The 21,698-nt window shown below is 71.4% G+C and carries 19 protein-coding genes; 6 read left to right on the forward strand and 13 right to left on the reverse strand.

Translation table 11 applies throughout. The features are described from left to right. Positions 1–86: 86 nt before the first annotated feature. A complete protein-coding gene (locus AB0F88_RS05585) occupies positions 87–1,376 on the forward strand; it encodes an FAD-dependent monooxygenase (protein WP_362677675.1) in 1,290 nt (429 codons plus the stop codon). Here AB0F88_RS05585 and AB0F88_RS05590 read toward each other — a convergent pair. The 3 genes from AB0F88_RS05590 to AB0F88_RS05600 form a co-directional block, all read right to left on the reverse strand. Beyond that, on the reverse strand, positions 1,327–2,118 hold the full coding sequence (locus tag AB0F88_RS05590; RefSeq protein WP_362677678.1) for an MBL fold metallo-hydrolase: 792 nt from the start codon (positions 2,116–2,118) through the stop codon (positions 1,327–1,329). The genes AB0F88_RS05585 and AB0F88_RS05590 overlap by 50 nt on opposite strands. Positions 2,119–2,440: 322 nt before the next feature. After that, positions 2,441–3,250, reverse strand: coding sequence for an alpha/beta hydrolase (locus AB0F88_RS05595; protein ID WP_362677680.1), 810 nt, complete (start codon positions 3,248–3,250; stop codon positions 2,441–2,443). A 32-nt stretch (positions 3,251–3,282) separates the two neighbouring features. Continuing rightward, on the reverse strand, positions 3,283–4,026 hold the full coding sequence (locus tag AB0F88_RS05600) for an alpha/beta hydrolase (RefSeq protein ID WP_362677682.1): 744 nt from the start codon (positions 4,024–4,026) through the stop codon (positions 3,283–3,285). Positions 4,027–4,151: 125 nt separating this feature from the next. Between AB0F88_RS05600 and AB0F88_RS05605 the strand changes: the two genes are divergently transcribed. Further along, complete coding sequence (locus tag AB0F88_RS05605) at positions 4,152–4,802, forward strand: GntR family transcriptional regulator (RefSeq protein ID WP_362677684.1); 651 nt, start codon at positions 4,152–4,154, stop codon at positions 4,800–4,802. 2 nt (positions 4,803–4,804) lie between these two features. Next, complete coding sequence (locus tag AB0F88_RS05610) at positions 4,805–5,842, forward strand: 1-aminocyclopropane-1-carboxylate deaminase (protein WP_362677686.1); 1,038 nt, start codon at positions 4,805–4,807, stop codon at positions 5,840–5,842. An 81-nt stretch (positions 5,843–5,923) separates the two neighbouring features. Here the strand turns inward: AB0F88_RS05610 and AB0F88_RS05615 are convergent, their stop codons facing one another. Further along, positions 5,924–6,667 (reverse strand): SDR family oxidoreductase, encoded by a 744-nt coding sequence (locus AB0F88_RS05615; RefSeq protein ID WP_362677688.1) that lies wholly within the window; start codon positions 6,665–6,667, stop codon positions 5,924–5,926. A gap of 326 nt (positions 6,668–6,993) precedes the next feature. On the opposite strand from AB0F88_RS05615, the gene AB0F88_RS05620 reads away from it, so the two are divergent. After that, positions 6,994–8,292 (forward strand): DUF2252 domain-containing protein, encoded by a 1,299-nt coding sequence (locus AB0F88_RS05620; RefSeq protein ID WP_362677690.1) that lies wholly within the window; start codon positions 6,994–6,996, stop codon positions 8,290–8,292. 72 nt (positions 8,293–8,364) lie between these two features. Here the strand turns inward: AB0F88_RS05620 and AB0F88_RS05625 are convergent, their stop codons facing one another. The 5 genes from AB0F88_RS05625 to AB0F88_RS05645 all read right to left on the reverse strand — a co-directional run bounded on the left by AB0F88_RS05625 (position 8,365) and on the right by AB0F88_RS05645 (position 14,443). Then, positions 8,365–9,360, reverse strand: coding sequence for an ABC transporter ATP-binding protein (locus AB0F88_RS05625; protein ID WP_362677692.1), 996 nt, complete (start codon positions 9,358–9,360; stop codon positions 8,365–8,367). Then, positions 9,357–10,370, reverse strand: a complete 1,014-nt coding sequence (locus AB0F88_RS05630) for an ABC transporter ATP-binding protein (RefSeq protein ID WP_362677694.1) — start codon at positions 10,368–10,370, stop codon at positions 9,357–9,359. The genes AB0F88_RS05625 and AB0F88_RS05630 overlap by 4 nt, the downstream gene beginning before the upstream one ends. 99 nt (positions 10,371–10,469) lie before the next feature. After that, positions 10,470–11,375 carry an ABC transporter permease gene (locus AB0F88_RS05635; protein ID WP_362677969.1) on the reverse strand — a complete coding sequence of 302 codons (906 nt, stop codon included), beginning with the start codon at positions 11,373–11,375 and terminating at the stop codon, positions 10,470–10,472. A gap of 107 nt (positions 11,376–11,482) precedes the next feature. Next, entirely contained in the window at positions 11,483–12,532 is a 1,050-nt protein-coding gene (locus AB0F88_RS05640; protein WP_362677696.1) for an ABC transporter permease, read from the reverse strand. A 6-nt stretch (positions 12,533–12,538) separates the two neighbouring features. Beyond that, entirely contained in the window at positions 12,539–14,443 is a 1,905-nt protein-coding gene (locus tag AB0F88_RS05645) for an ABC transporter substrate-binding protein (RefSeq protein WP_362677698.1), read from the reverse strand. A gap of 239 nt (positions 14,444–14,682) precedes the next feature. On the opposite strand from AB0F88_RS05645, the gene AB0F88_RS05650 reads away from it, so the two are divergent. Beyond that, positions 14,683–15,444 carry an SDR family oxidoreductase gene (locus tag AB0F88_RS05650; protein WP_362677700.1) on the forward strand — a complete coding sequence of 254 codons (762 nt, stop codon included), beginning with the start codon at positions 14,683–14,685 and terminating at the stop codon, positions 15,442–15,444. Positions 15,445–15,640: 196 nt separating this feature from the next. Beyond that, positions 15,641–18,172, forward strand: a complete 2,532-nt coding sequence (locus AB0F88_RS05655; RefSeq protein WP_362677702.1) for a M14 family zinc carboxypeptidase — start codon at positions 15,641–15,643, stop codon at positions 18,170–18,172. Positions 18,173–18,261: 89 nt separating this feature from the next. Here the strand turns inward: AB0F88_RS05655 and AB0F88_RS05660 are convergent, their stop codons facing one another. The 4 genes from AB0F88_RS05660 to AB0F88_RS05675 form a co-directional block, all read right to left on the reverse strand. Further along, on the reverse strand, positions 18,262–19,095 hold the full coding sequence (locus tag AB0F88_RS05660) for a hypothetical protein (protein WP_362677704.1): 834 nt from the start codon (positions 19,093–19,095) through the stop codon (positions 18,262–18,264). A 251-nt stretch (positions 19,096–19,346) separates the two neighbouring features. Continuing rightward, the gene (locus AB0F88_RS05665; RefSeq protein WP_362677706.1) at positions 19,347–20,366 is read right to left on the reverse strand and encodes a ferritin-like protein; all 1,020 of its coding nucleotides are present in this window, start codon (positions 20,364–20,366) and stop codon (positions 19,347–19,349) included. Between the two features lie 131 nt (positions 20,367–20,497). Next, positions 20,498–20,908, reverse strand: coding sequence for a cupin domain-containing protein (locus AB0F88_RS05670; RefSeq protein ID WP_362677708.1), 411 nt, complete (start codon positions 20,906–20,908; stop codon positions 20,498–20,500). 9 nt (positions 20,909–20,917) lie between these two features. Then, positions 20,918–21,670 carry an SDR family oxidoreductase gene (locus AB0F88_RS05675; RefSeq protein ID WP_362677710.1) on the reverse strand — a complete coding sequence of 251 codons (753 nt, stop codon included), beginning with the start codon at positions 21,668–21,670 and terminating at the stop codon, positions 20,918–20,920. Positions 21,671–21,698 lie beyond the last annotated feature (28 nt).

Consider the following 21,698-nt stretch of genomic DNA (forward strand, 5'->3'; position numbering starts at 1 on the left):
ACGGCTCACGGCTCACGGTGAGCCTTCGGTGAAAGTGGTGAGCTCGCGGTGATCGGGCGGTGAGCGCCCCCGGACAGGCTCGCCCCATGAACACCACACCGCGGCTCAAGAACAAGGACATCCTGATCTCGGGGGCCGGCGTCGCCGGTCCGGCGCTGGCCTACTGGCTGCACCGCCACGGCTTCACCCCCACGATCGTGGAACGGGCGCCCGGCGTCCGCGACGGCGGCTACGCGGTCGACTTCCGCGGCGAGGCACACCTCACCGTGCTGGCCCGGATGGGGATCCTGGACGACATCCGGCGCGAGCGGACGAACATGGGCGCGATGGCGTACGTCAACGGCGCGGGAAAGAAGGTCTCCAGCATGCCCGCCGACGTCTTCAGCGGCGACCTGGAGATCCTGCGCGGCGACCTGGGGCGCATCCTGTACGAGCACACCCGCCACCACGTCGAGTACGTCTTCGACGACTCCATCACCTCCCTTACCGAGGACGCCGAGGGCGTGCGGGTCACCTTCGAGCGTGGTGAGCCGCGCCGGTTCGACCTGGTCGTCGGGGCCGACGGGCTGCACTCCAACGTCCGGGCGCTCGCGTTCGGGCCGGAGTCGCGGTTCGTGAAGGAGATGGGCCTGTACTGCGCGATCTTCACCACCGCCAACCACCTCGGGCTCGACCACGCCGGGCAGCTCTACAACACCCCCGGCAAGCTCGTCGGCATGTACAGCGCCCGGGGGAACACCGAGGCGAAGGCGGCGTTCTACTTCGGCTCCCCGCCGCTGAGCTACGACCGCCGCGACATCGGGCAGCAGAAGAAACTCCTCGCCGAGGCGTTCGCCGGCGTCGGCTGGGAGGCCCCCCGGCTGCTGGACGCGATGTGGGACGCCCAGGACTTCTACTTCGACTCGATCAGCCAGGTCCACATGGACAGCTGGTCGGCCGGCCGGGTCACGCTGCTCGGGGACGCCGCCTGCTGCGCCTCGCCGCTGTCGGGCATGGGCACCGGCCTGGCCGTGGTCGGCGCCTACGTCCTCGCCGGGGAGCTGGCCGCCGCGGGCGGCGACCACCGCGCGGGCCTCGCTGGCTACGAGGAGGCCATGCGCGCGTACGCGGCGGGATGCCAGAAGTCGGGCGACGGGGTGGGCAGGTGGATGGTTCCCGAGAGCCGGTTCATGGCCTGGTTCGTCAACCAGAACTACAAGCTCCTGCCCTACGTACCGTGGAAGGGACTGATCGCCAGGAGCATCCGGCGGACGGCGGACGCCATCGCCCTGAAGGACTACGAGCGAGGTCCCGCCGGCGCGGGTGAGACCCGCGGCCGGGAACCGGTCAGTCCCGGTCTCCGAGGTCCAGCCGGTCGGCCAGGCCGGCGGCGGTGAAGGCGGCGACCAGCTCGTCGCGGCCCTCGGTGAAGTGGGCCCAGCTGTCGTAGTGGACGGGGACCACCCGGCGTGCGCCGAGGATCCTGGCGGCCTCGGCGGCCTGCGCGCTGTCCAGGACGATCGGTTCGCCGTCGAAGACGACGGGGAGGCGGGGAGCTCCGGCGAAGAGGACGGCGGTGTCGACGGGGGCGAAGCGTGCGGCGATCTCCTTGACCAGGCCGAGGGAGGCGTTGTCGCCACTGACGTAGACGGTGGGCACTCCTTCGCCGGTCAGGACGAAGCCGACGACCTGGCCGAGGATCGCCTCGACCTCCTCACGCGGTCCGGGGCCGTGGATGGCGGGCACGGCAGTGACGGTGACGGTGCCGCCGCCCGGGCGGTCCAGCTCGACCGCCTCCCAGTCGGCCAGGCCCCTGGCTCCCTTTCCCAGCCGCCGGCCGCCCGCGGGGGTGGTGAGGGTGAGGGGGACGTCGGCGAGCAGGGTCCGGCCGGAGATGTCGAGGTTGTCGGGGTGCTCGTCGTGGGAGAGCAGGACCACGTCGATACGGCCCAGCTCGGCGGGGGTGGCCGCGGAGGGGGCGGTCTTGACCAGGAGCGGGCCGCCCGGCGTCTGGTAGTCGCCGGGGGCGTCGAAGGTCGGGTCGACGAGGAAACGCAGACCGCCGTACTCGAAGAGGGCGGTCGGCCCTCCGAGGACGCGGACGGGGAACCGCTCGCCGGCGGGGCTGGTGGCAGACATGTGGAAGGTCCCTTACGGATAGAGGATGGCGTGCCTGAGTTCCAGAAGCTCTGCGAAGGCCGTCCAACCGGGCCCGCCCGTGACCAGGTCCACTTTGCCAGGTCACGCGCCGCGCAAGCCGTAGGGCACGGCCGGAGTCGGTCAAAGCATGGGCCGGGAGGGCCTGCCGGCGAACCGGGCAGGGTCGGATCCGCCGCGGGCTCCCCGAGAGGTGCCGCCGCGGATCGATGACCGCTTCCCGCGTCCGGGTCCGTCAGGCCCCCGGCCCATGTCGATCTCACGGACCCTCTGCCCGCGTGGACCGCTCCACAACCGCGCGGCGTCAGGTGGTGACGCGGGCGGCCTTGTGGATGAGGCCGGCCACCGCGCCGGGTTCGGAGACGGTGACGGCGTGGGAGGCGTCGATCTCGACGATCGTGGACTTCGCCCTCTTGGCCATGAAGCGCATGGATTCGGCGGGGATCGCGAGGTCCTGCCTGGTGACCATGCTCCAGGATTTGATGGTCTTCCACGCGGTCTTGGTGGCCTTGTCCTCAAGGGCCCCGGCGGCGATGGGGCGCTGGGTGACGGCCATCAGGTCGGTGGTCCGGCGCGGCACGTCGGCGGCGAACACCGCGCGGAACTTGTTCTGCAGGATGTACAGGTCGTCCGCCGTGCCACCGCCCGCGGTGGGGAACGGGACGGTTTTGAGGGCGTCGCCGAGCTCGCCGCCGGGGAACCTGGCAGCCAGCTCCGCGGTGCTCTCGCCGACCTCGGGCTGGAAGCTGGCGATGTAGACGAGGGCCTTCACGTCGCGGTCACCGTCGGCGGCCTCGCTCAGCACGGTGCCTCCGTACGAATGGCCGGCGAGGACGATCGGGCCGTTCACGCTGTCCAGGACGCTGCGGAGGTACTGCGCGTCGTGGTGCAGGCCGCGGAGCGGGTTGGCCGGGGCGATGACCGGGTAGCCCTTGCGCCTGAGGTCGGCGATCACCCCGTTCCAGCTGGAGGAGTCGGCGAAGGCCCCGTGGACCAGCACGACCGTGGGCTTGATCGAACCCGCGTCGGCGGTGGCGGCACCGCTGGAGAGGAGCGCGGCGGCGAGCACACCGGAGGCGGCGGCCGCGCGCTTGAGGTTCGTCTTGAGATTCATGGGGACTTTCCTTCCGTTCTGCGGAGGTGTGATCAGCGGGTGGTGGCGCGGGCCGCGGCGTCGATGAGCTCGGCGACGGCGTCCGGGCGGGAGACGGTGACGGCGTGGGAGGCGTCGATCTCGACGGTCGTCGACCCCGCCCTCTTGGCCATGAAGCGCATGGATTCGGCGGGGATGGCCAGGTCCTGGGTGGTGACCATGGTCCAGGACGGGATGGTCTTCCAGGCCGCCCTGGTCGCCTTGTCCGCCAGCGCGGTCGCCTCGATGGGCCGCTGCGTGGCCGCCATCAGCTCGGCCGTCTCCGGGGCGACGTCGGCGGCGAACACCGCGCGGAAGCTGTCCTGCCGGATGTACAGGTCGGTCCCCGTGCCCCCGGCCACCGGGTACGGCACCGGGTAGAGGGCGGGGCCGAGCTCGCCGCCGGGGAACCTGGCCGCCAGGTCGCCGGTGCTCTCGCCGACCTCGAGGTTGAAGCTGGCGATGTAGACGAGCGCGACGACGCCGTCGGCACCGTCGGCGGCCTCGCTCATCACCGATCCGCCGTACGAGTGGCCGGCGATCACGATCGGACCGGTCAGGCTGTCGAGCACGCTGCGCAGGTACCCGGCGTCCTCCCGCAGCCCGCGCAGCGGGTTGGCGACGGCGATGACCGGGTAGCCGCGGCGTCTGAGGTCGGCCACCACGCCGTTCCAGCTCGCGGACTCGGCGAAGGCGCCGTGGACCAGGACGACGGTGGGGGTTCCTGCCGCGACGGGCTCGCGGGACGTGGTGCTCATCGGGGTTTCCCTTCGGTACGGGGAGCGGCGGCTGCCGTTCCGGAATGAAATATGCAATATATTGCTAGCACTGTCAACGCGGCGGCTCGGTTGAAGTTTTCCGCTCGGTGTGTGCAATATATTGCATGCCCATCCCGCGGAACACCCCCGCCATCGACCGGCACCTGCTGCGCGACAACGTCTACCAACGCCTGCGCGACGCCATCGTCGACGGCAGCCTCGCGCCCGGCGAGCAGTTGCGCGACGTCGAGCTGGCGGCCTGGCTCGGGGTCAGCCGCACCCCGGTCCGCGAGGCGCTGCTGCGTCTCGCGGAGGCCGGGCTGGTCGTGGCCCAGCCGGGACGCTCCACGACGGTGAGCTCGCTGAACCTGCGCGACGTCCGCGAGGCCCGCGACGTGGTGGCGGCGATGCACGAACTCGCCGTCCGTGAAGCGGTGGGCGCCCTCACCGAGGCCGACCTCGACACGATGCGCCAGGCCAACGACCGGTTCCGCGCGGCGATCGAGCAGGGCGACGTCGAGGCGGCCCTGCGCGCCGACGACGAACTGCACGGCATCCCCGTCCGAGTGGCCTCCAACCGGGCCCTCACCTCGGTCCTCGACCAGTTCACGCCGGTACTGCGCCGCGCCGAGCGGCTGCGCTTCTCGTCGCTGGGCGGGCGCGCGTCCCTCGCCCGGCACGACAACCTGATCCGGCTGTGCGCCGCCGGAGACGCGGACCAGGCGGCGGCGGTCGCCTTCGACACCTGGCGCACCCTGCCGGCCACCGAGGAGTGAGCATGACCCTGTCCGACTTCCCCCGCCACCCGCTGACCTTCGGACCGAGCCCCGTCCACCCGCTGCCGCGACTCACCCGGCACCTCGGCGGGGCGTCGGTCTGGGCCAAGCGCGAGGACTGCAACTCAGGGCTCGCGTACGGCGGGAACAAGACCCGCAAGCTCGAGTACATCGTCCCGGACGCGCTCACACAGGGCGCGGACACGCTGGTGTCGATCGGCGGGTACCAGTCCAACCACACCCGCCAGGTCGCCGCCGTCGCCGCCTCGCTGGGGCTGAAGGCGGTGCTGGTGCAGGAGAACTGGGTCGACTGGCCCGACTCCGTCAACGACCGGGTCGGCAACATCATGCTGAGCCGGATCATGGGCGCCGAGGTCAGGCTCGACCCGGCCGGCTTCGGCATCGGCTTCAAGGACTCGTGGAACCGGGCGATCGAGGACGTGAGGGAGCGCGGCGGCACGCCGTACCCGATCCCGGCGGGCGCCTCCGACCACCGGCTCGGCGGGCTCGGGTTCGCGAACTGGGCGTACGAGGTGGCGGAGCAGGAGCGCGAGCTGGGCGTCTTCTTCGACACCGTCGTGGTCTGCGCGGTCACCGGCTCGACGCAGGCCGGCATGATCGCCGGCTTCGCCGCGCTCGAGGAGGTCGGCGGCCGGCCGCGCCGGGTGATCGGGATCGACGCGAGCGCGAAGCTCGAGGAGACCCGCGAGCAGGTCGCCCGGATAGCGAGGGCCACGGCCGAGCTCATCGGCGTCGGCCGGTCCCTGCGGGACGACGAGATCACGATCCTGGACGGGTGGGCCGGCGACCTGTACGGGATCCCGGTGCGGTCGACCCTGGACGCGATCCGGCTCACCGGCGAGCTCGAGGGAATGATCATCGACCCGGTCTACGAGGGCAAGTCGATGGCCGGTCTGATCGACCTCGTCACCGGCGGGGAGATCCCCCGCGACGCCACCGTCCTGTACGCGCACCTGGGCGGCCAGCCGGCGCTGAACGCCTACAGCGGCCTGTTCACCGGCACCCGGAGGCTGACCTGACGCCGGTCACGGCTCACGGCCCGACCTCTCAGGAACCGCCCGCGCCGTGGCCGGCGAGGACCGCCGGCCGCCGGGGGCGCCTCAGCTGAGGCCCCCGTTCGCCTGGAGGTTCTGGCCGGTGATCCAGCGCCCGTCGGGACCTACGAGAAAGGCCACGACGTCCGCGATGTCCGAGGGCTCGCCGAGGCGGGCGAGCGGGGTCATGCCGGCCACCTGGGCCAGCACCGCCTCGGGGTTGGTGCCGCGCAGCAGGTCGGTGTCCGTGGCGCCCGGGGAGACCGTGTTGACGGTGATGCCCCGCTCGCCGAGCTCGCGGGCCGCGACCGCGGTCAGCTGTTCGAGGGCGCCCTTGCTCGCCGCGTAGGGGGCGATGCCGGCCGCGGGACGGACGGTGTTGAGAGTGGAGATGTTGACGATACGGCCGCCGTCGCGCATGTGCCTGGCGGCGTGGCGGATGGTCAGGAAGGCGGCCTTGGCGTTGACCGCCATGGCGCGGTCGTACAGCTTCTCGGTGGTCTCCGCGATGGAGATCGGGGTGAAGCTCAGCGCGGCGTTGTTGACCAGGATGTCGAGGCCGCCGAGAATCTCCTCGGCGGTCTCCATCAGCCACTCCGCGGCGCCCCGCTTGCCGAGGTCGGCCTGGACGGCGCGGGCGCTCCCGCCCGCCTCCTTGACCGCCTGCTCCACCTCGCCCGCGGACGCGGCGGCGTTCGCGTAGGTGAAGACGACGTCCGCCCCGTCACGGGCGAGACGCTCCACGATCGCCCGGCCGATGCCCCGCGACCCCCCGGTGACCACCGCCGTCCTGCCCTCCAGCACCGCCATGCCGACCTCCGCGCCTCTCCCGTGAGCTCCCAGCCGCCCTTCGGACCCCGCGTCCACGTCGCCGGGCCCCTCACCCGCCGCACCAGCCGCACCCGCCGCGCCTTCGCGCCCGCTCCCCTTCCGGCCCCCTCCGCCTCCCGCGGTCCCGGGTCCCCACCATCGAACCTATGATCGGCCGGCGCGGTTGTCGACGCCTTTCCGTCCTTCCGCGACGCCGTGCCGGCCCCCGAACCGGGAGCGGGACAGAACGGGCTCATTGGTACGTTCCACATCCGTGATGCCGTGGATCTGGCGGAGTCCCTGTCCCGCGACCTAACCTGCCCACCATGACCACCGATGGGCGCTCGGCGCACATTCTCGACGTCCTGATCACCGAGTTCGGTGATTCCATCAAGCGTGATCCCGCGGCCTTCCGGCGCAAGTTCCGGAAGATGGCCGCCTCGCCCTTCGCCTTCTACCGGGGCAGCGCCTGCCTGTTCTACGCGGACATGACCGGCGCGTTCGCCGACGACGCCTTCCTGGACGAGCAGACGCGGCGCGTCTGGATCCACGGTGACCTGCACGCCGAGAACTTCGGCACCTACATGAACGCCTCGGGCGTCCTGGTGTTCAACGTCAACGACTTCGACGAGGCCTACGTCGGCCCGTACATCTGGGACCTGCGGCGGTTCGCGGCCAGCGTCGCGCTCATCGGGTACGCCAAGGCGCTGTCGGACGACGTCATCGGCGAGCTGGTGACCGAGTTCGCCCACTCCTATCTCTCCGAGTTGCACGGCATCTCGGACGGCGGGGACGACGCGATCGGCTCGCTGACCCTGGACACCACGAGCGGCGTGCTCCACCGGGTGCTGCAGCTCGCCCGGCTGAACACCCGGGTGGCGCTGCTGGACCTGGAGACGACCGTCGAGAACTTCGACCGCAGGTTCGCCCTCATGGACGGCCGCCATCCGGTGGACCAGGAGACCCGCGAGGCGGTGGAGGTGGCCTTCCGCGACTACCTGACGACCCTTCCCACGGTCTCCGGGATCGAGCACAAGATCAAGGACTTCGCGCTGCGCACCGGCATCGGGATCGGCTCGGCCGGGCTGCCCTCGTACAACATGCTCCTGGAGGGCCACACCCAGGCCCTGGAGAACGACGTCATCCTCTACATGAAGCAGGCCCAGGTGCCGGCCGTGGCGCGGCACATCACCGACGAGAAGGTGCACGGCTACTTCAAGCACCAGGGCCACCGCACCGCCGAGTCGCAGCGGGCCCTGCAGGCGTACGCCGACCCGTGGCTCGGCCACACCACGCTGAACGGCGTCGGCCAGCTGGTCGCCGAGGTCTCCCCCTACTCCGCCGATCTGAACTGGGGCGACGTCAACGAGCCGGACGAGCTGGCCTCGGTCGTCCGCGACCTGGGCCGGGCCGTGGCCAGGATGCACTCGGTGGCCGACGACGAGTCCAGCCACGACCTGGTCGACTTCTCCACCGAGGACGCGATCGTGGCCGTGATCGGCGGCGACACCGAGGGCTTCACCCGCACTCTCGTCGACTTCGCCCACGCCTACGGGGCACGGGCCAGGGCCGACCACGGGCTCTTCGTCGACCTGTTCAGGAACGGCCGCCTGCCCGGCCTCTGACCCCGGCCGCCCCGGCCTCCGCGAGACCCCTCTCCGGCGCGGGCACGCCGTCCGTACCCGTTCCTGCGCCGCTCACCGCCGCTCCGCCTCGACCTCGCCCCGGGCGGAGGCGGAGCGGGCCTCGGCGTGGTGGCAGGCGACCTGGGCGGCGGCCGAGGACGGCAGGACGGGCAGCGGCCGTGACACGCACAGCCCGTCGACCCCCGTCCCGGCCGCCGCGCCCGAGGCCAGGACCTGGCAGCGCGGGTGGAAGCGGCAGCCCCGCGGGATCCGGGTCGGGTCCGGCGGCTCGCCGCCCAGCACCACGGGCGACGGCGACTCCGGCAGGACCGACAGCAGCGCCTGGGTGTACGGGTGCGACGGCGCGGTGAGGATCCGCTCCACCGGTCCCGACTCGACGATCCTGCCGAGATACATCACCGCGACGCGGTCGGCGATGTTCCAGGCCAGCCCGAGGTCGTGGGTGACGACCAGCGCCGACAGGCCCAGCTCGTCGCGGAGGCGGAGCAGCAGCGCGAGGATCTCGCCGCGCACCGACGCGTCCAGCGAGGCCACCGGCTCGTCGGCGACCAGCACCCGGGGGTCGAGCGCGAGGGCCCCGGCGATGACGACGCGCTGGCGCTGGCCGCCGGACAGCTCGTGCGGGTAGCGGTTGAAGAACCGCTCGGGGGGCCGCAGCCCGGCGCGCGACAGCGCCGACGCGACCCGTTCCTCCTCCGCGGGCAGGCGGTGGATGCGCGGCCCCTCGGCCACCGCCTCGTAGACGGTGTGCCGGGGGTTGAGCGATCCCGTGGGGTCCTGGAGCACGAGCTGCACCTCGCGCCGGTGGGCCCGCAGCGCGCGCGAGGAGTAGGCCAGCGGGACCCCGCCGTACAGGACCGACCCCGCGGCGGGCCGCTCCAGGCCGAGCAGGGTGCGGGCCAGCGTCGTCTTGCCGCAGCCGGACTCGCCGACCAGCGCGACGATCTCTCCCTGGCCCACGACGAGGTTCACCCCGTCCACCGCGCGGGCGCGGCGCCCGCGCGAGACGAACTCCACCCGCAGGTCCCGCGCTTCGAGCAGGGTCATCGGGTCTCCTCGGGGACGCGGACGTGGACGCACGCGGCAGTGTGCGACGCCCCGGCGCGGCCCGTCTCCGTGCTTTCCGCTCCGGTAGGGCTCACGGGCCAGAGCTCGACCGGCTCCGACGCGCACGAGACGAGCGACACCGGGCAGCGGGGATGGAAGGAGCACCCCGTGGGCAGGTGGGCCGGGTCGGGCGGGTCGCCGCCCAGCCCGCTGGGCGCCATCCTGGAGGCGGGGTCGCCGACGGTGGGGAAGGCCCCGGCCAGCGCCCTGCCGTAGGGGTGCCTGGCGTCCCGGAAGACCTCGCGCGAGGGACCGGACTCGACCACGCGGCCCGCGTACATGACCGCCAGCCGGTCGCACGTCGCGGCCAGGACCGACAGGTCGTGAGAGATCATGATCAGGCCGATCCCGTGCTCGGCGATGAGCGAGCGGATCAGCGAGAGCACCTGCGCCTGGATCATCACGTCCAGCGCGGTGGTCGGCTCGTCGGCGACGATCAGGCGCGGGGAGCAGGCGAGCGCCATCGCGATCATCACGCGCTGGCGCTGCCCGCCGGACAGCTCGTGCGGGTAGCCGCGCGCCCGCCAGGCGGGCAGGCCGACCTGCTCCAGCAGTTCCTCCGTCCTGCGCCGCGCCGCCGCGCCGGTCGCCATGCCGTGCACCCGCAGCGGCTCGGCGATCTGCTCGCCGATCCTGCGCACCGGGTTCAGGGCGTGCTGGGCGCCCTGGAAGACCAGGGAGGCCGAGGCCCACCGGACCGCGCGCAGCCGCCCCCAGCTCATCGTGAGGACGTCCTCGCCGTCCAGCAGGATCTCCCCGGACACCAGCGCGTCCCTGGGCAGCAGCCGCAGCAGCGACATGGCCAGCGTCGACTTGCCCGACCCCGACTCCCCCGCCACGCCGAGGGCCTCGCCCTCCGCCAGGGCGAGCGAGACGCCCCGCACGGCGGGGACGTCCCCGGTAGCGCTCCGGTAGGTCACCGCCACGTCACGCAGTTCGAGCAGGGTCACGAGGCCTCCCGAGGGCTCGGGCCGGACACGGCGGGGGTCCCCGGAGGCCGCGGGCCGAGTACGGTCACGAGTCCTCCCCCGGGTGTGGATCGAGTACGGTCACGAGACCCCCCGAAGGCGTGGGTTGAGTACGGTCTCCAGGGCGCGCCCGCAGAGGGTGAACGCCAGGACGACCAGGACGATGCACAGGCCGGGCGGCAGCACGTACCACCAGGCGCCCGAGGTGGCCGCCCCCCAGTCGTAGGAGCCGCGCAGCATGCCGCCCCACGACACCTGGCCCGAGTCGGCGCCCAGGAAGGCGAGGGTGGACTCGGTGACGATGGCGCTGGCCACCGTGAGGGTGGTGTTGGCCAGGACCAGCGGGGCGACGTTCGGCAGCACGTGCCGGGTCATGACGTGCCAGTGTCCCGCGCCCAGCGCCCTGGACCTCTCGATGTAGGGCCTGGCCTCGACCGCCAGCGTCTGGGCCCGGATCAGCCTCGCCGTGGAGGCCCAGGAGGTCACCCCGATCGCCAGGATGATCGTGGACGCGCCGCCGCCGAGGACGGCCGCGAGGACCAGGGCCAGGACCAGGGCGGGCAGCACCAGGAACCAGTCGGTGACGCGCATCAGCACGGCCGAGGCCCAGCCGCGGAAGTGCCCGGCCGCGATGCCGAAGACCGTACCGATCACCATGCTGAGCAGTGCCGACATGAACCCGATGAGCAGCGAGACCCGCGAGCCCCACAGGAGCATGAGCAGGACCGAGCGGCCGGACTCGTCGGTGCCGAGCGGGAAGTCCACGCTCGGCGGCGCCATCTTGGCGCCCGTCGCCCTGGTCACGTCCATCCCGGACGGGTCGGTGACCAGCGGCGTGACGAGGGCCGCCAGGACGGCGACCAGCAGGATGGCCGCACCGTACAGCCCGGCCCTGTTCCCGGCGTACGCGCGGCGGAACCGCACGAGCGCGGCGCGACGGCGCGTCCTGGCGATCGCGCGCGGCGACCCGGTCGCACCGCCGGTCACGCTCGGGGTTCCGGTCGCACCGCCGGCCGTGCTCGGGGTTCCGGCGGCGCCGCCGGCCGCCTCCCTCTCCCCCGGACCTTCCCGCCTCGTGTCCTCCTCCTTCGTGCTCACGCCGACCTCACCCTCGGATCCAGGACGTGGTAGACCACGTCGGCCAGCGTGTTCATGACGATCACCGCGACGCAGACGAGCATGAAGGTCCCCTGCATGACCGCGTAGTCGGGTCCCTTGATCGCCTCGACGAACAGCAGGCCGAGGCCGGGCCAGGAGTAGACGAACTCCACCGAGACCGCGCCGCCGACCACGAAGCCGATCTGCATGAAGACCAGGGTCACCGTCGGCAGCAGCGCGTTCGGCACCGCGTGGCGGCGCCGGACGTCGTCGTCGCGCAGGCCCTTGGCGCGGGCGGTGGTCACGTAGTCCTGGCCGATCTCGTCGAGCAGCGAGGAGCGCATGACCAGCAGGTACTGCGCGTAGACGACGGCGACCAGGGTGAGGCACGGCAGCACCAGGTGGTGGGCGACGTGCAGGAGGTAGAGCGGCCCGTCCGGCGCGTCGACGTCCTGCATGCCCCGGGTGGGGAACATCCCGGGGATCGGCCCCATCCCCGCCGCGAGGACCATGAGCAGCAGCAGCCCCAGCCAGAAGGTCGGCACCGACCACAGGGTCAGCGCGGTCCCCGTGGAGAAGCGGTCGAACCGGCCGCCGTGGTGCCAGGCGGCCCTGGTGCCCTGCCACATGCCCAGGCCGACCGCGACGGCCAGCCCGGTGCCCACCAGCAGCAGCGTGGGGCCCACCCGGTCGCCGATGAGCTCGGCGACCGGCCTGCGGTACTCGTACGAGGTGCCGAGGTCCAGCCGCAGGGTCCGCAGCACGAAGTCCACGAACTGCTCGCCCAGCGGCCGGTCCAGGCCCATCTGCCGCCTGAGCAGGGCGAGCTGCTCCGGGGTGACCGGCACGTCGCGGGTGTAGGCGATGGTGGGGTCGCCGGGGATCAGGCGGAACAGGAAGAACGTCGCGACGATCACCAGCCCGATGCCGAGCAGCGCCCCGCCGAGCTTGACCAGCGCGTAGCGCGCCACGCTCCGGCGGGCACCGCCCTCCTCGTGACCGTCCTTCGGCGACGCCTTCGTCAGCTCGCCCGGCGGTGTGCTCATCGGCCGCTACTCGCGGTCGTCGGCGGTGGCGCGGCGCCGCCTGGTGAAGAGGAAGATCCCGGCCCCGGCGAGCACGGCCGCACCCGCCGCGACGGCCAGGATGACGCCCCCCGCGGAGTCGTCGCCGGCCGGGGCCGCGCGCTCCACCGCCCGCAGGGAATAGACGGGCCAGTAGCCGCTCCCGCCGTACAGGATGCCCTTGTCCTCCGGGATCGGGGTGATGGAGGCGATCCGGTCCTTGCGGTAGACCTCCAGGTTGTTGGGGTAGTAGAGCGCGATGACGGGGGCCTCGGTGTAGAGCCGCTCCTGCATCTGCTTGATCAGGCCGACGCGCGCGGCCCGGTCGAGTTCGGCCAGCTGCGCCTGGTAGAGCCTCTCGAACTCCTCGTCGCAGAAGAACGACTCGGTCCCGCCGCCCTCGCCGCTCGCGGTGGGCCGGCGGCTGCACAGGTGGGTGGCCAGGATCTCCTCGGGGTCCGGGTTGACCGACCAGCCGCTGATCGCGATGTCGTAGAGGGCGGTGCCGCCCGTCTCCTCGGTGAACTTGTTGGCGTCGAGCTTGCGGGTGGTGATCTGGATGCCGATGTCCTTGAGCCAGCCGGTGACGAACTGGGCGAGCTTGTCCTCGACGGGGTCCTCGGTGTGGATGCTGAAGCGCATCTCCAGCTTGCGGCCTCCGCCGGGCATGGTCCTGATCCCGTCGGCGCCCTTGGCGTACCCGGCCTCGTCGAGGATGCGGTTGGCCTCGGCCTGGTCGAAGGTGACGGCCTTGTCGCCCTCGGCCCTCCAGAAGAACTCCTGGTACATCGGCGGGATGATCGAGCCGTCGGCCGGGACGGCGAGCCCGTTCTGCACCTGCGCGACGAGGGTCTTCTTGTCGATCGCGTGATGGATCGCCCTGCGCACCCTGGCGTCCTTCAGCGCGGGGTGCCCGTCGCCGATCGGCTCGCCGCCCGCCGTCTCGGCGCCCGGGTTGAGCTGCAGGTAGCCGGCGCGACGGCCCTGGGTGTTCCACTGCACGAGGTTGGGGTCACCCGCCAGGGCCTGGAACTGCGGGGGCGCCAGCCGCCCGATCCAGTCGATGTCGCCCTTCCTCAGCCCGGCGACGGCCGCCTCGGGGTTCTCGTAGAAGATGACGTGCAGCTCGTCGATCTTGGGTGCGCCGCGCCAGTACGACGGGTTGGCCTTGAGCTTCACGTAGTTGTTCTTGCTGTGCTCGACGGGGATGTAGGGCCCGCCGCCGACGGCGGGGTAGGTCTCGTTCTCGAAGGTGCCGATGTCGGGCACGCCCTCCCACACGTGCTTGGGCACGATCGGGATCGGCAGCTCCAGCATCGAGGCCTGCGGCTTCCTGGTCTTGATGACGAGGGTCCGGTCGTCGGGCGCCGTCACGGTGTCGAAGTTCTCGACGGCGGGGCCGTTCGCCGTCTTGGCCGCGTCGTCCGTCATGATCTTGTTGAAGGTCCACGCGGCGTCCCCCGCGGTGACCGGCCTGCCGTCCGACCAGGTCGCCCCGGACCGGATCGTGAAGGTCCAGGTCAGCTTGTCCGGTGACGTCTTCCACGATTCGGCGAGGTCGGGGCCGGGCTTCAGGGTCTTCGAGTCGGGCACCGTGAGATAGCCGTACGTCCAGCGGTGGATCGACGTCGAGATCAGCCGGACCGCCAGGAACGGGTTCATCGAGTCCATGCTCTGTATCGCGCCCAGCCGGACGATCTTCTTCGCCGGCTGGGGCGCCCGCGCGGCCGGGACGTGCCGGGCGGGAGACCCCGCGAGCGCGAGGGCCCCGGAAGGCGCGGGGGGCGCGGAACGTCCCGGAGGTGACGCGTGCGCCACGGGAAGTGTCGTCGCCGACAGCGCCATCGACAGTCCCAGGCCCAGCACCGCCAGGCGCGCACCCGTTCTGAGCATGCCGTACCCCACTTCCGGATCGGTGACTCCCTGACAACGAAGGCACACCATACGAACGGCGCGTGTCAACGAGGGGTGGAAGATTGTTTCACTCTCGTTTTATTTGGCGACATTATTTTTCAAGTCTTCCGGCACGAAACATCACAAAAAGGATTATCTGCAATAAACGGGATGCTAAGCGTGCGGAACCAACCGGTTGGTATGGACGGGGTCGCCGGGGGTGCGGCATGCTACAGAACATGACTCTGTTCTCGGTGGAAGGAAAGACCGTCGTCGTCACGGGCGGGTCCCGGGGAATCGGCCGGATGATCGCGGCCGGGTTCGTCGACGCGGGGGCCACGGTTTACATCTCCTCGCGGAAGGCGGCCGAGGTCGGCAAGACGGCAGCCGAGCTGGGGTGCACCGCGATACCCGCCGACCTGTCCACCGAGGACGGGGTGTCCGCGCTGTTCGAGGCCGTGGCGGAGCGCGAGTCCCGGCTCGACGTGCTGGTGAACAACGCCGGGGCGACCTGGGGCGCACCGCTGGAGGAGTACCCCGAGCAGGCCTTCGACAAGCTCTGGGGGATCAACGTCAAGGGCGTGTTCTACCTGACCCAGCGGTTCCTGCCGCTGCTGCGCGCCGCCGCGAGCCCGGAGGACCCGGCCAGGGTGATCAACATCGGCTCGGTGGACGGTCTCCGGGTGCCGACGATGGAGAACTACGCCTACTCGGCGGCCAAGGCGGCCGTGCACATGCTCACCCGGCACCTGTCCCAGCGGCTCGCCAGGGAGTCGATCACCGTCAACGCGATCGCCCCTGGGCCGTTCGAGTCGAAGATGATGGCCTTCGCGCTCGACGACCCGGAGATGCGCGCGGCGGTCGCCTCCCACGTCCCGATGGGCAGGATCGGCAGCCCCGAGGACATGGCGGGCACCGCGATCTTCCTGTCCTCGCGCGCCGGCGCATACCTCACCGGGGCCGTGATCCCGGTCGACGGCGGCATCTCCGGCCACGCGTAGGCGCCCCGGCGGCGGGGAGGCCCACCGGCGGGAGGGGGCTCGGACGGCCCGGGAGGCGCTCCGCCGGAAGAGGACTTTTCATCTACAAGGCTCTCATTAGCTCCTTAGAGAACAAAAACCTCAAAAGCTCCACCCGTAACACAAGCGTAAAATTTCCCCCCTTGCCGTCATTTCTTTCAGATGACAGCTTTACCTCATGCTGAAGCGTTTCAAGGTGATGGCACCGGCCGTACTGGCCGTCGCCATCGCCCTCCCTGCCGGAGCCGCCCAGGCGGAACCCACTCCGGCCGCACCCTCCGTGACCACCTGTGACGCTACCCAGACTCCCCCCGCGTACAACGGCAAGGTGCCGACGCCGAAGAGCGTTCTCGGCTTCGAGCTCGGCGAGCGAGAGGTCACCTCGGCCGAGTCGGACACCCTGCTCACCGCGATCGACAAGGCCAGTGACCGGGTCGTCTCCGGCACGCTGGCCACGAGCGCCGAGGGACGCCCGCTGAAGTACGCGATCGTCGGCACCTCGCACAACATCAGGAACCTGCGCGCGATCGAGACCTCGATCAAGCTGCTGCGCAACCCCCTCACCCCCGCCTCCGCGGCGAAGGTCCTCGCCAGGAACACGCCCGCGATCCTGTGGATCGCCGGAAACGTGCACGGCGGCGAGGAGAGCGGCACCGACGCGGCGCTGAGGACCCTGCACGACCTGGCCGGACGGGACGACTGCGCGGCGAAGCGCATCCTGGACAACGCCGTCGTGGTGATCCTGCCGACGCAGAACCCCGACGGCCGCGAGGCCGACACCCGGCGCAACGCCTACTCGTTCGACATGAACCGCGACTGGTTCGCGCGGACCCAGCCGGAGACCGACGGCAAGATCGAGCTGATGCGCAAGTATCCGCCGCAGCTCTTCATCGACGCCCACGAGATGGGCGGCACCGAGTACTTCTTCCCGCCGAACGCCGACCCGTTCTACCACGACATCGCCGAGCCGACGATCGACTGGATCAACAACACCTACGGCGCCGCGATGATCGACGAGTTCACCCGGCGCGGCATCCCGTTCTTCAACCGCGACGTCTATGACATGTTCTACATGGGCTACGGCGACACGGTCCCGACGACCGGGTTCAACGCGGCGGGCATGACGTTCGAGAAGGGGAACGCCTCCCCGATCGCCGCCCGCGCCTTCGAACAGTGGCTGACCCAGTGGGTCTCGCTCTCCGCGGCGGCGGCCAAGAAGACCGAGATCCTCACCACCTGGCACCGCATGTACGCCGACGCGCTCAAGCAGGGCCTCGACGGCAAGCTGGAGCCGAACCAGGTCTACAACCCGGGCAACGAGGTCATCACCCAGGTTCCCGACCGCAGGGTGCGCCACTACTTCCTGCGCGCCGACGACCCGGCCAAGAAGGCGGAGACCGAGCTGATCGTGCGGCGGCTCCAGCGCATGGACGTCCAGGTGTTCAAGCTCACCCTGCCGCTGACGGTCAAGGACTTCAAGGCGTACGGCAGGCCCGAGGCGAGGACCACCCTGCCCAGGGGCACCTACTGGATCCCGATGGCCCAGGGCCAGAAGCACTGGGTCCAGGCCATGCTGAACGAGGACACCTACACGCCGTTCCCGTACTTCTACGACGTGACCGCGTGGAGCCTGCCGCTGCTCGGCAACGTCTCGGGCGGGTCCTCCGGCCAGGTGCTGCTGCCCCTCGCGACGCCGGTCCGGCCGGTGGACGCCCCGCCGGCCAAGGTGACCACCTCCCGAAAGATCGGGGTCCTGCAGCTGTCCGGCGGCACGGCGCAGAACGCCGCCGAGTCCTCCGGCTGGCTCCGGCACCGCCTCGACCGCGACTGGAAACTGCCCTACACGGTGCTCACCCCGGCCGACGTCGCCGCGGGCAAGCTGACCGGGCTGGACGTGGTGCTCGTGCCGGACGGCTCGGCCAGCGCGGCGAACACCACCCTCGGCGACGCCGGGCGCGCGGCGCTGCGCGACTGGGTGAGCGGCGGCGGGCGCTATGTCGGATGGGCGGGCGGCACCCAGCTGGCCGTCCTGGCCGGTCTCTCCGGCGTGACGCTGTCCGAGCCGACCTCGGACATCCCCGGCTCGCTCTTCAGGACCACCGTGGCCGCCGGCCCGCTGAGCAGGGACGTCGGGTCGAGCGTCATGCAGTTCTACGCGTACGACCTGGTCATGCGCGCCGCCGACCCCGCACACGTGGTGTCCTCCTACCCGGCCGCGAACTCGCCCGACTGGTTCCAGTCCGGTTTCGCGCTGGGTGCCGAGGAGCTCGGCGGGACGGCGGCCGCGGTCGACGAGCCGGTGGGCGACGGTCACGCGGTGCTGTTCGCCGCCGAGCCGAACTTCCGCGCCTTCACCGACGGCACGGCGAAGATCGTGTCCAACGCGATCACCGCCGACCTGCCGTCCGCCTCCGCGCGGGCGCGGGCGCTCGCCCCCGCTCCCGAGGCCTCCCGGGCCGCCGCGGCCATCCCGGACCCCGGGTCGCCGATCCGCGTCACGGTCCCCGCGTCCGACCGCGACAAGGTCGCCGCGGCGCTGAAGGGCTTCGGCGCCACCTGGACCGAGCAGCCCGCCACCGGCGGAGCCGTCCGGTTCACGGTCGCCAACCCCGAGGAGCTCGACCTGCACGAACACCCCTGGGCCAGGAAGCTCCCCGGTGCCCTGCGCACCGCCGGGGTCTCCCCGCTCGCGGTGGTGATGCCGCAGTAACACTTTCCGTCAGCGGTGCGGCGCGCGTCTCCTTCCCCGGGACGCGCGCCGTCGCGTTTCGTGCGGGAAGGCTCTTCGTGCGGGAAGGCTCAGAGCGCCTCGGCCAGGGCGCGGGCCAGGCTGGCGGCGGCGCCGGGCGCGTACCGCAGGAACAGGTACGGCTCGGTGAGCTCGACCTCGATGAGAGCCGGACTCCCGTCGGCCAGGCGGACCAGGTCCACCCGGGCGTAGAGCACCTCGGGGAACTCGCCGAGCACCCGCTCGGCCAGCGCGAGCTGGTCGGGCTCGGGGACGCGGAGCTCCCCGTGGTCGTTCCCCTGTCCCGGCCCGCTCGCGCTCTCCACCAGCATCGCGTTGCGCCGGACGGCGTGACTGAACCGGCCGCCGAAGTACAGCAGCGAGGTCTCCCCCTCGGTCTCGACCATGTCCAGGTACGGCTGGATCATCGCGGTCCGCCCCCCGGCGACCAGCCGGGCCGCGTGGGCCTCGGCCTCCTTCCGGTCCCCGGTCCTGATCGTGTCGCGGGCTCCCGCCGAGATCGAGGGCTTGACCACGTACTCGTCCAGGACGGGAAAGTCCACGGTCTCCCCCGGCCCGGCCCAGTAGGTCGGGATGGACGGCACGCCCAGCTCCCGCAGGTAGGTCTTGTCGGTGTTGCGCTCCAGCACGGCCGCCGGATTGAGCAGCCGCGTGACCGACTCCGTCCGATGGGCCCACGCGAGGAACTCCGCCCGCCGCTCCACGTAGTCCCAGGGCGTGCGGACCACGACGGCGTCGAACGCGGCCCAGTCGACCTCGGGATCGTCCCACCGCACGATCCGCCCGGCGATCCCCTCCTCGGCCCACGCCGCGACGGCGACCTCCTTCTCGTCGTCGCCCCCGTCGGGGTCGGCAAAGGTCACATACGCCACGGAAACGCCCACGGAAATCTCCTACGTCAGCACCAAATCAATAGAAGGCACCTTACCTAGAGGCGCGCAGCGGCGAGGCGGTGATCTCGGCGCCCTGGGCGGGGTCGGTGGTGCAGGCGTCCCAGAACCAGGCCATCGCCTTTGCCGTCAGGTACGGCCCGTCGGCGAACTCGCGGTGGCTGTCGGTGTCCTGGCCTACGCCGGCTCCCGGGCGGCGGGCTCGAGGATGTGCTTGTTCATGATGTGCCTTCTTTCGCCATGGATCAGCTACGTGCTTCGCGCGGCACGTAGGCGAAGGTGGGACCGGCGCCGCCGGGCAGCGCCATCAGGGCCTGCGCGTGGGCCCTGAGCGTGAACATGGTGCGGGTGGCGTCCGCGAGCCGCCTCGGGTCGCCGTTGAATGCCTGCTCCAGCAGGTTCAGCAGGGTGCTGTAGGTGGTGTCGAACAGATCCTGCGCAGCCCGTACGGCAGTGCCCGGCTCGGCGGGCCGCGGGTTGGGCGTCATCGGGAGCACACCGGCCGGGTCGAGCACGAGCTCCTCCCCCGTGGGCCCGGATTTCGGGGTGTCGCCCCGCTGGTAGCGGCGGCCGAGCTTGAGCTCCTGGAAGCGGTAGTAGTGGGCGACCTCGTCCCGCCCGGGGTGGAAGACGTCCTGGTCACCGTCCCAGACCTCGCCGGAGGCGTTGCCTTCCCCCTGCTCGACGATCTCCTTGAGCGCGCCGAGCGCGGACTCCAGGTCCTCGACGGCGAACAGCGATCCGGCGGTGTGACGGAAGCGGGCGCCGCTCACCTGCCGGGCCGGGTCGCCGCAGAAGACCTCCTTCTCGCCGAGCGTGTCGCACAGGTAGCGCAACCCCTGCTCGATCGCCGCGTAGAACTGCCCGATCGTCTCGTAACCGTCGTCCTCCGGCGGCGCGCTCGGCGCCGCCGGCTGCTCCAAGCGCAGGAACATCTCCAGCGCCTCCGGCCCGAACGGCACCAGCGACACCTCCAGATCGCTGTGCGGCAGCTTGCGCGGGTGCGGCGGCAGCATCTGCGGCATGTCCAGGCGCGGCGTGCCGCCGACGGCGTTGAGCAGGTTCGCCGCCAGCGCCAGATGCAGCATCTCCTCCACGAAGACGCCGCTCACCGCCTCCACCGCCGCCGGGTTACGCTCCGGATCCAGCGAGTACAGCGCCGTCAGGTACGGCGGCAGTGTGGCGTGCTCCAACTCGACCGCCCACTGCAGGTGCTCGCGGAGGCTGCTGAGCGTGTCGATCCGAACCGGTTGTTCGTGGTTCATTCGTGTCATACCTCGGGTTGTTGGCATGGCGGATCGGACCGCCGGCCGGTGGGCCGGCGGCCTGGTTCGATCCTGGGATCAGGCAACGATGACGGCGGCCGGTGCCGTCACGCTGCCGGTACTTCGCGGGTTCAGGACGGGCGCGGCGCGCGGCGGTCCTTGCGCTGGGCCAGCTCGGCCTCTTCCACCGGTGTGAACATGGGCTTGCCCGGCTCGCACAGCATGGTGACCGTGAACCGTAGGGGGACGTCATCGCGGTTGTTGCCGTCCTGGTAGTGGATGACGTCGCCACCCGGCTCCCAGAACGCCTCGCCGGCCCGGATCACCCGCTCGGGCTCCCCTTCCAGCTCCATCAGCATCTCGCCCTCGAGCACGACGCCGAAGGCGGGACCGGGGTGGCGGTGCGGAGGCGCGCCCGGGTCTCCGGGCGGGTACTCGATCACCACCGTCATCGCTTGCGCGCCCTCGGGGATGAACGGCGGCTGCGCCTCCTGCAGCACGGTCAGCGCCGTCTGCCACGCGGTCGATCGCGGCTTGTCCATCGCCCGGCCCTACTTCGCGGTGGACTGGTCGAGCCAGTCTTTGTAGGTGATGGTGCCGAGCTTCGCGCCGTCACCGGGCACCAGCGACCGCTCGTCGAGCACGCTGCCGAAGTAGCGCGCCTGCGGGTCGGTGACGACCTCGCGGGTGTCGCCCCAGGCGGCCAGCGCCTTGCGGAAGAACTCGTCCATCCTGTACTGGGTCGGTCCGGCGATCTCGACCCGGCCGTTCAGCGGCGTCCCCACCGCGGTCCTGCCGACCGCCCGGGCCACGTCGTCGCCCGCGATCGGCTGGAACAGCACCGGCGCGATGTGCACCTTGCCGTCGGCTGTGGCCTCGTCGGCGATGCCTCGGGCGAACTCGAAGAACTGGGTGGAGTGCACCAGCGAGAACGGGATGCCCGACTTCTCGATCAGCTTCTCCTGGGTGATCTTCGCCGCGAAGTAGCCGTTCTCCGGCATCCGCTCGGTACCCACGATCGACACCGCGACGTGGTGGCCCACGCCCGCCGCCGCCTCCGCCGCCAGCAGGTTGCCCGTGGAGGTCTGGAAGAACTTCATGACGGCCTCGCGCTCGAACGAGGGCGAGTTCGACACGTCGATCACCACCTGAGCGCCCTTCAGCACCTCGGCCAGGCCTTCGCCGGTCAGCGTGTTGACGCCGGTGTTCGGCGAGGCGGCCACGGCCTCGTGGCCGTGCTCGCCGAGCTTCTTCACCAGCTTCGACCCGATGAGCCCCGTGCCGCCTATGACCACGATCTTCATTACCAGCCCCTTCTGTCTTCCGGGACGC

Source organism: Streptosporangium sp. NPDC023963, from assembly GCF_040639135.1.
Classification (GTDB): Bacteria; Actinomycetota; Actinomycetes; order Streptosporangiales; family Streptosporangiaceae; genus Streptosporangium.

Bases quoted from the DNA above. Each gene is read 5' to 3' on its own strand.
- AB0F88_RS05585 (WP_362677675.1), top strand. From the start codon at position 87: ATGAACACCACACCGCGGCTCAAGAACAAGGACATCCTGATCTCGGGG.
- AB0F88_RS05590 (WP_362677678.1), bottom strand. From the start codon at position 2,118: ATGTCTGCCACCAGCCCCGCCGGCGAGCGGTTCCCCGTCCGCGTCCTC.
- AB0F88_RS05595 (WP_362677680.1), bottom strand. From the start codon at position 3,250: ATGAATCTCAAGACGAACCTCAAGCGCGCGGCCGCCGCCTCCGGTGTG.
- AB0F88_RS05600 (WP_362677682.1), bottom strand. From the start codon at position 4,026: ATGAGCACCACGTCCCGCGAGCCCGTCGCGGCAGGAACCCCCACCGTC.
- AB0F88_RS05605 (WP_362677684.1), top strand. From the start codon at position 4,152: ATGCCCATCCCGCGGAACACCCCCGCCATCGACCGGCACCTGCTGCGC.
- AB0F88_RS05610 (WP_362677686.1), top strand. From the start codon at position 4,805: ATGACCCTGTCCGACTTCCCCCGCCACCCGCTGACCTTCGGACCGAGC.
- AB0F88_RS05615 (WP_362677688.1), bottom strand. From the start codon at position 6,667: ATGGCGGTGCTGGAGGGCAGGACGGCGGTGGTCACCGGGGGGTCGCGG.
- AB0F88_RS05620 (WP_362677690.1), top strand. From the start codon at position 6,994: ATGACCACCGATGGGCGCTCGGCGCACATTCTCGACGTCCTGATCACC.
- AB0F88_RS05625 (WP_362677692.1), bottom strand. From the start codon at position 9,360: ATGACCCTGCTCGAAGCGCGGGACCTGCGGGTGGAGTTCGTCTCGCGC.
- AB0F88_RS05640 (WP_362677696.1), bottom strand. From the start codon at position 12,532: ATGAGCACACCGCCGGGCGAGCTGACGAAGGCGTCGCCGAAGGACGGT.
- AB0F88_RS05645 (WP_362677698.1), bottom strand. From the start codon at position 14,443: ATGCTCAGAACGGGTGCGCGCCTGGCGGTGCTGGGCCTGGGACTGTCG.
- AB0F88_RS05650 (WP_362677700.1), top strand. From the start codon at position 14,683: ATGACTCTGTTCTCGGTGGAAGGAAAGACCGTCGTCGTCACGGGCGGG.
- AB0F88_RS05655 (WP_362677702.1), top strand. From the start codon at position 15,641: ATGCTGAAGCGTTTCAAGGTGATGGCACCGGCCGTACTGGCCGTCGCC.
- AB0F88_RS05665 (WP_362677706.1), bottom strand. From the start codon at position 20,366: ATGAACCACGAACAACCGGTTCGGATCGACACGCTCAGCAGCCTCCGC.
- AB0F88_RS05670 (WP_362677708.1), bottom strand. From the start codon at position 20,908: ATGGACAAGCCGCGATCGACCGCGTGGCAGACGGCGCTGACCGTGCTG.
- AB0F88_RS05675 (WP_362677710.1), bottom strand. From the start codon at position 21,670: ATGAAGATCGTGGTCATAGGCGGCACGGGGCTCATCGGGTCGAAGCTG.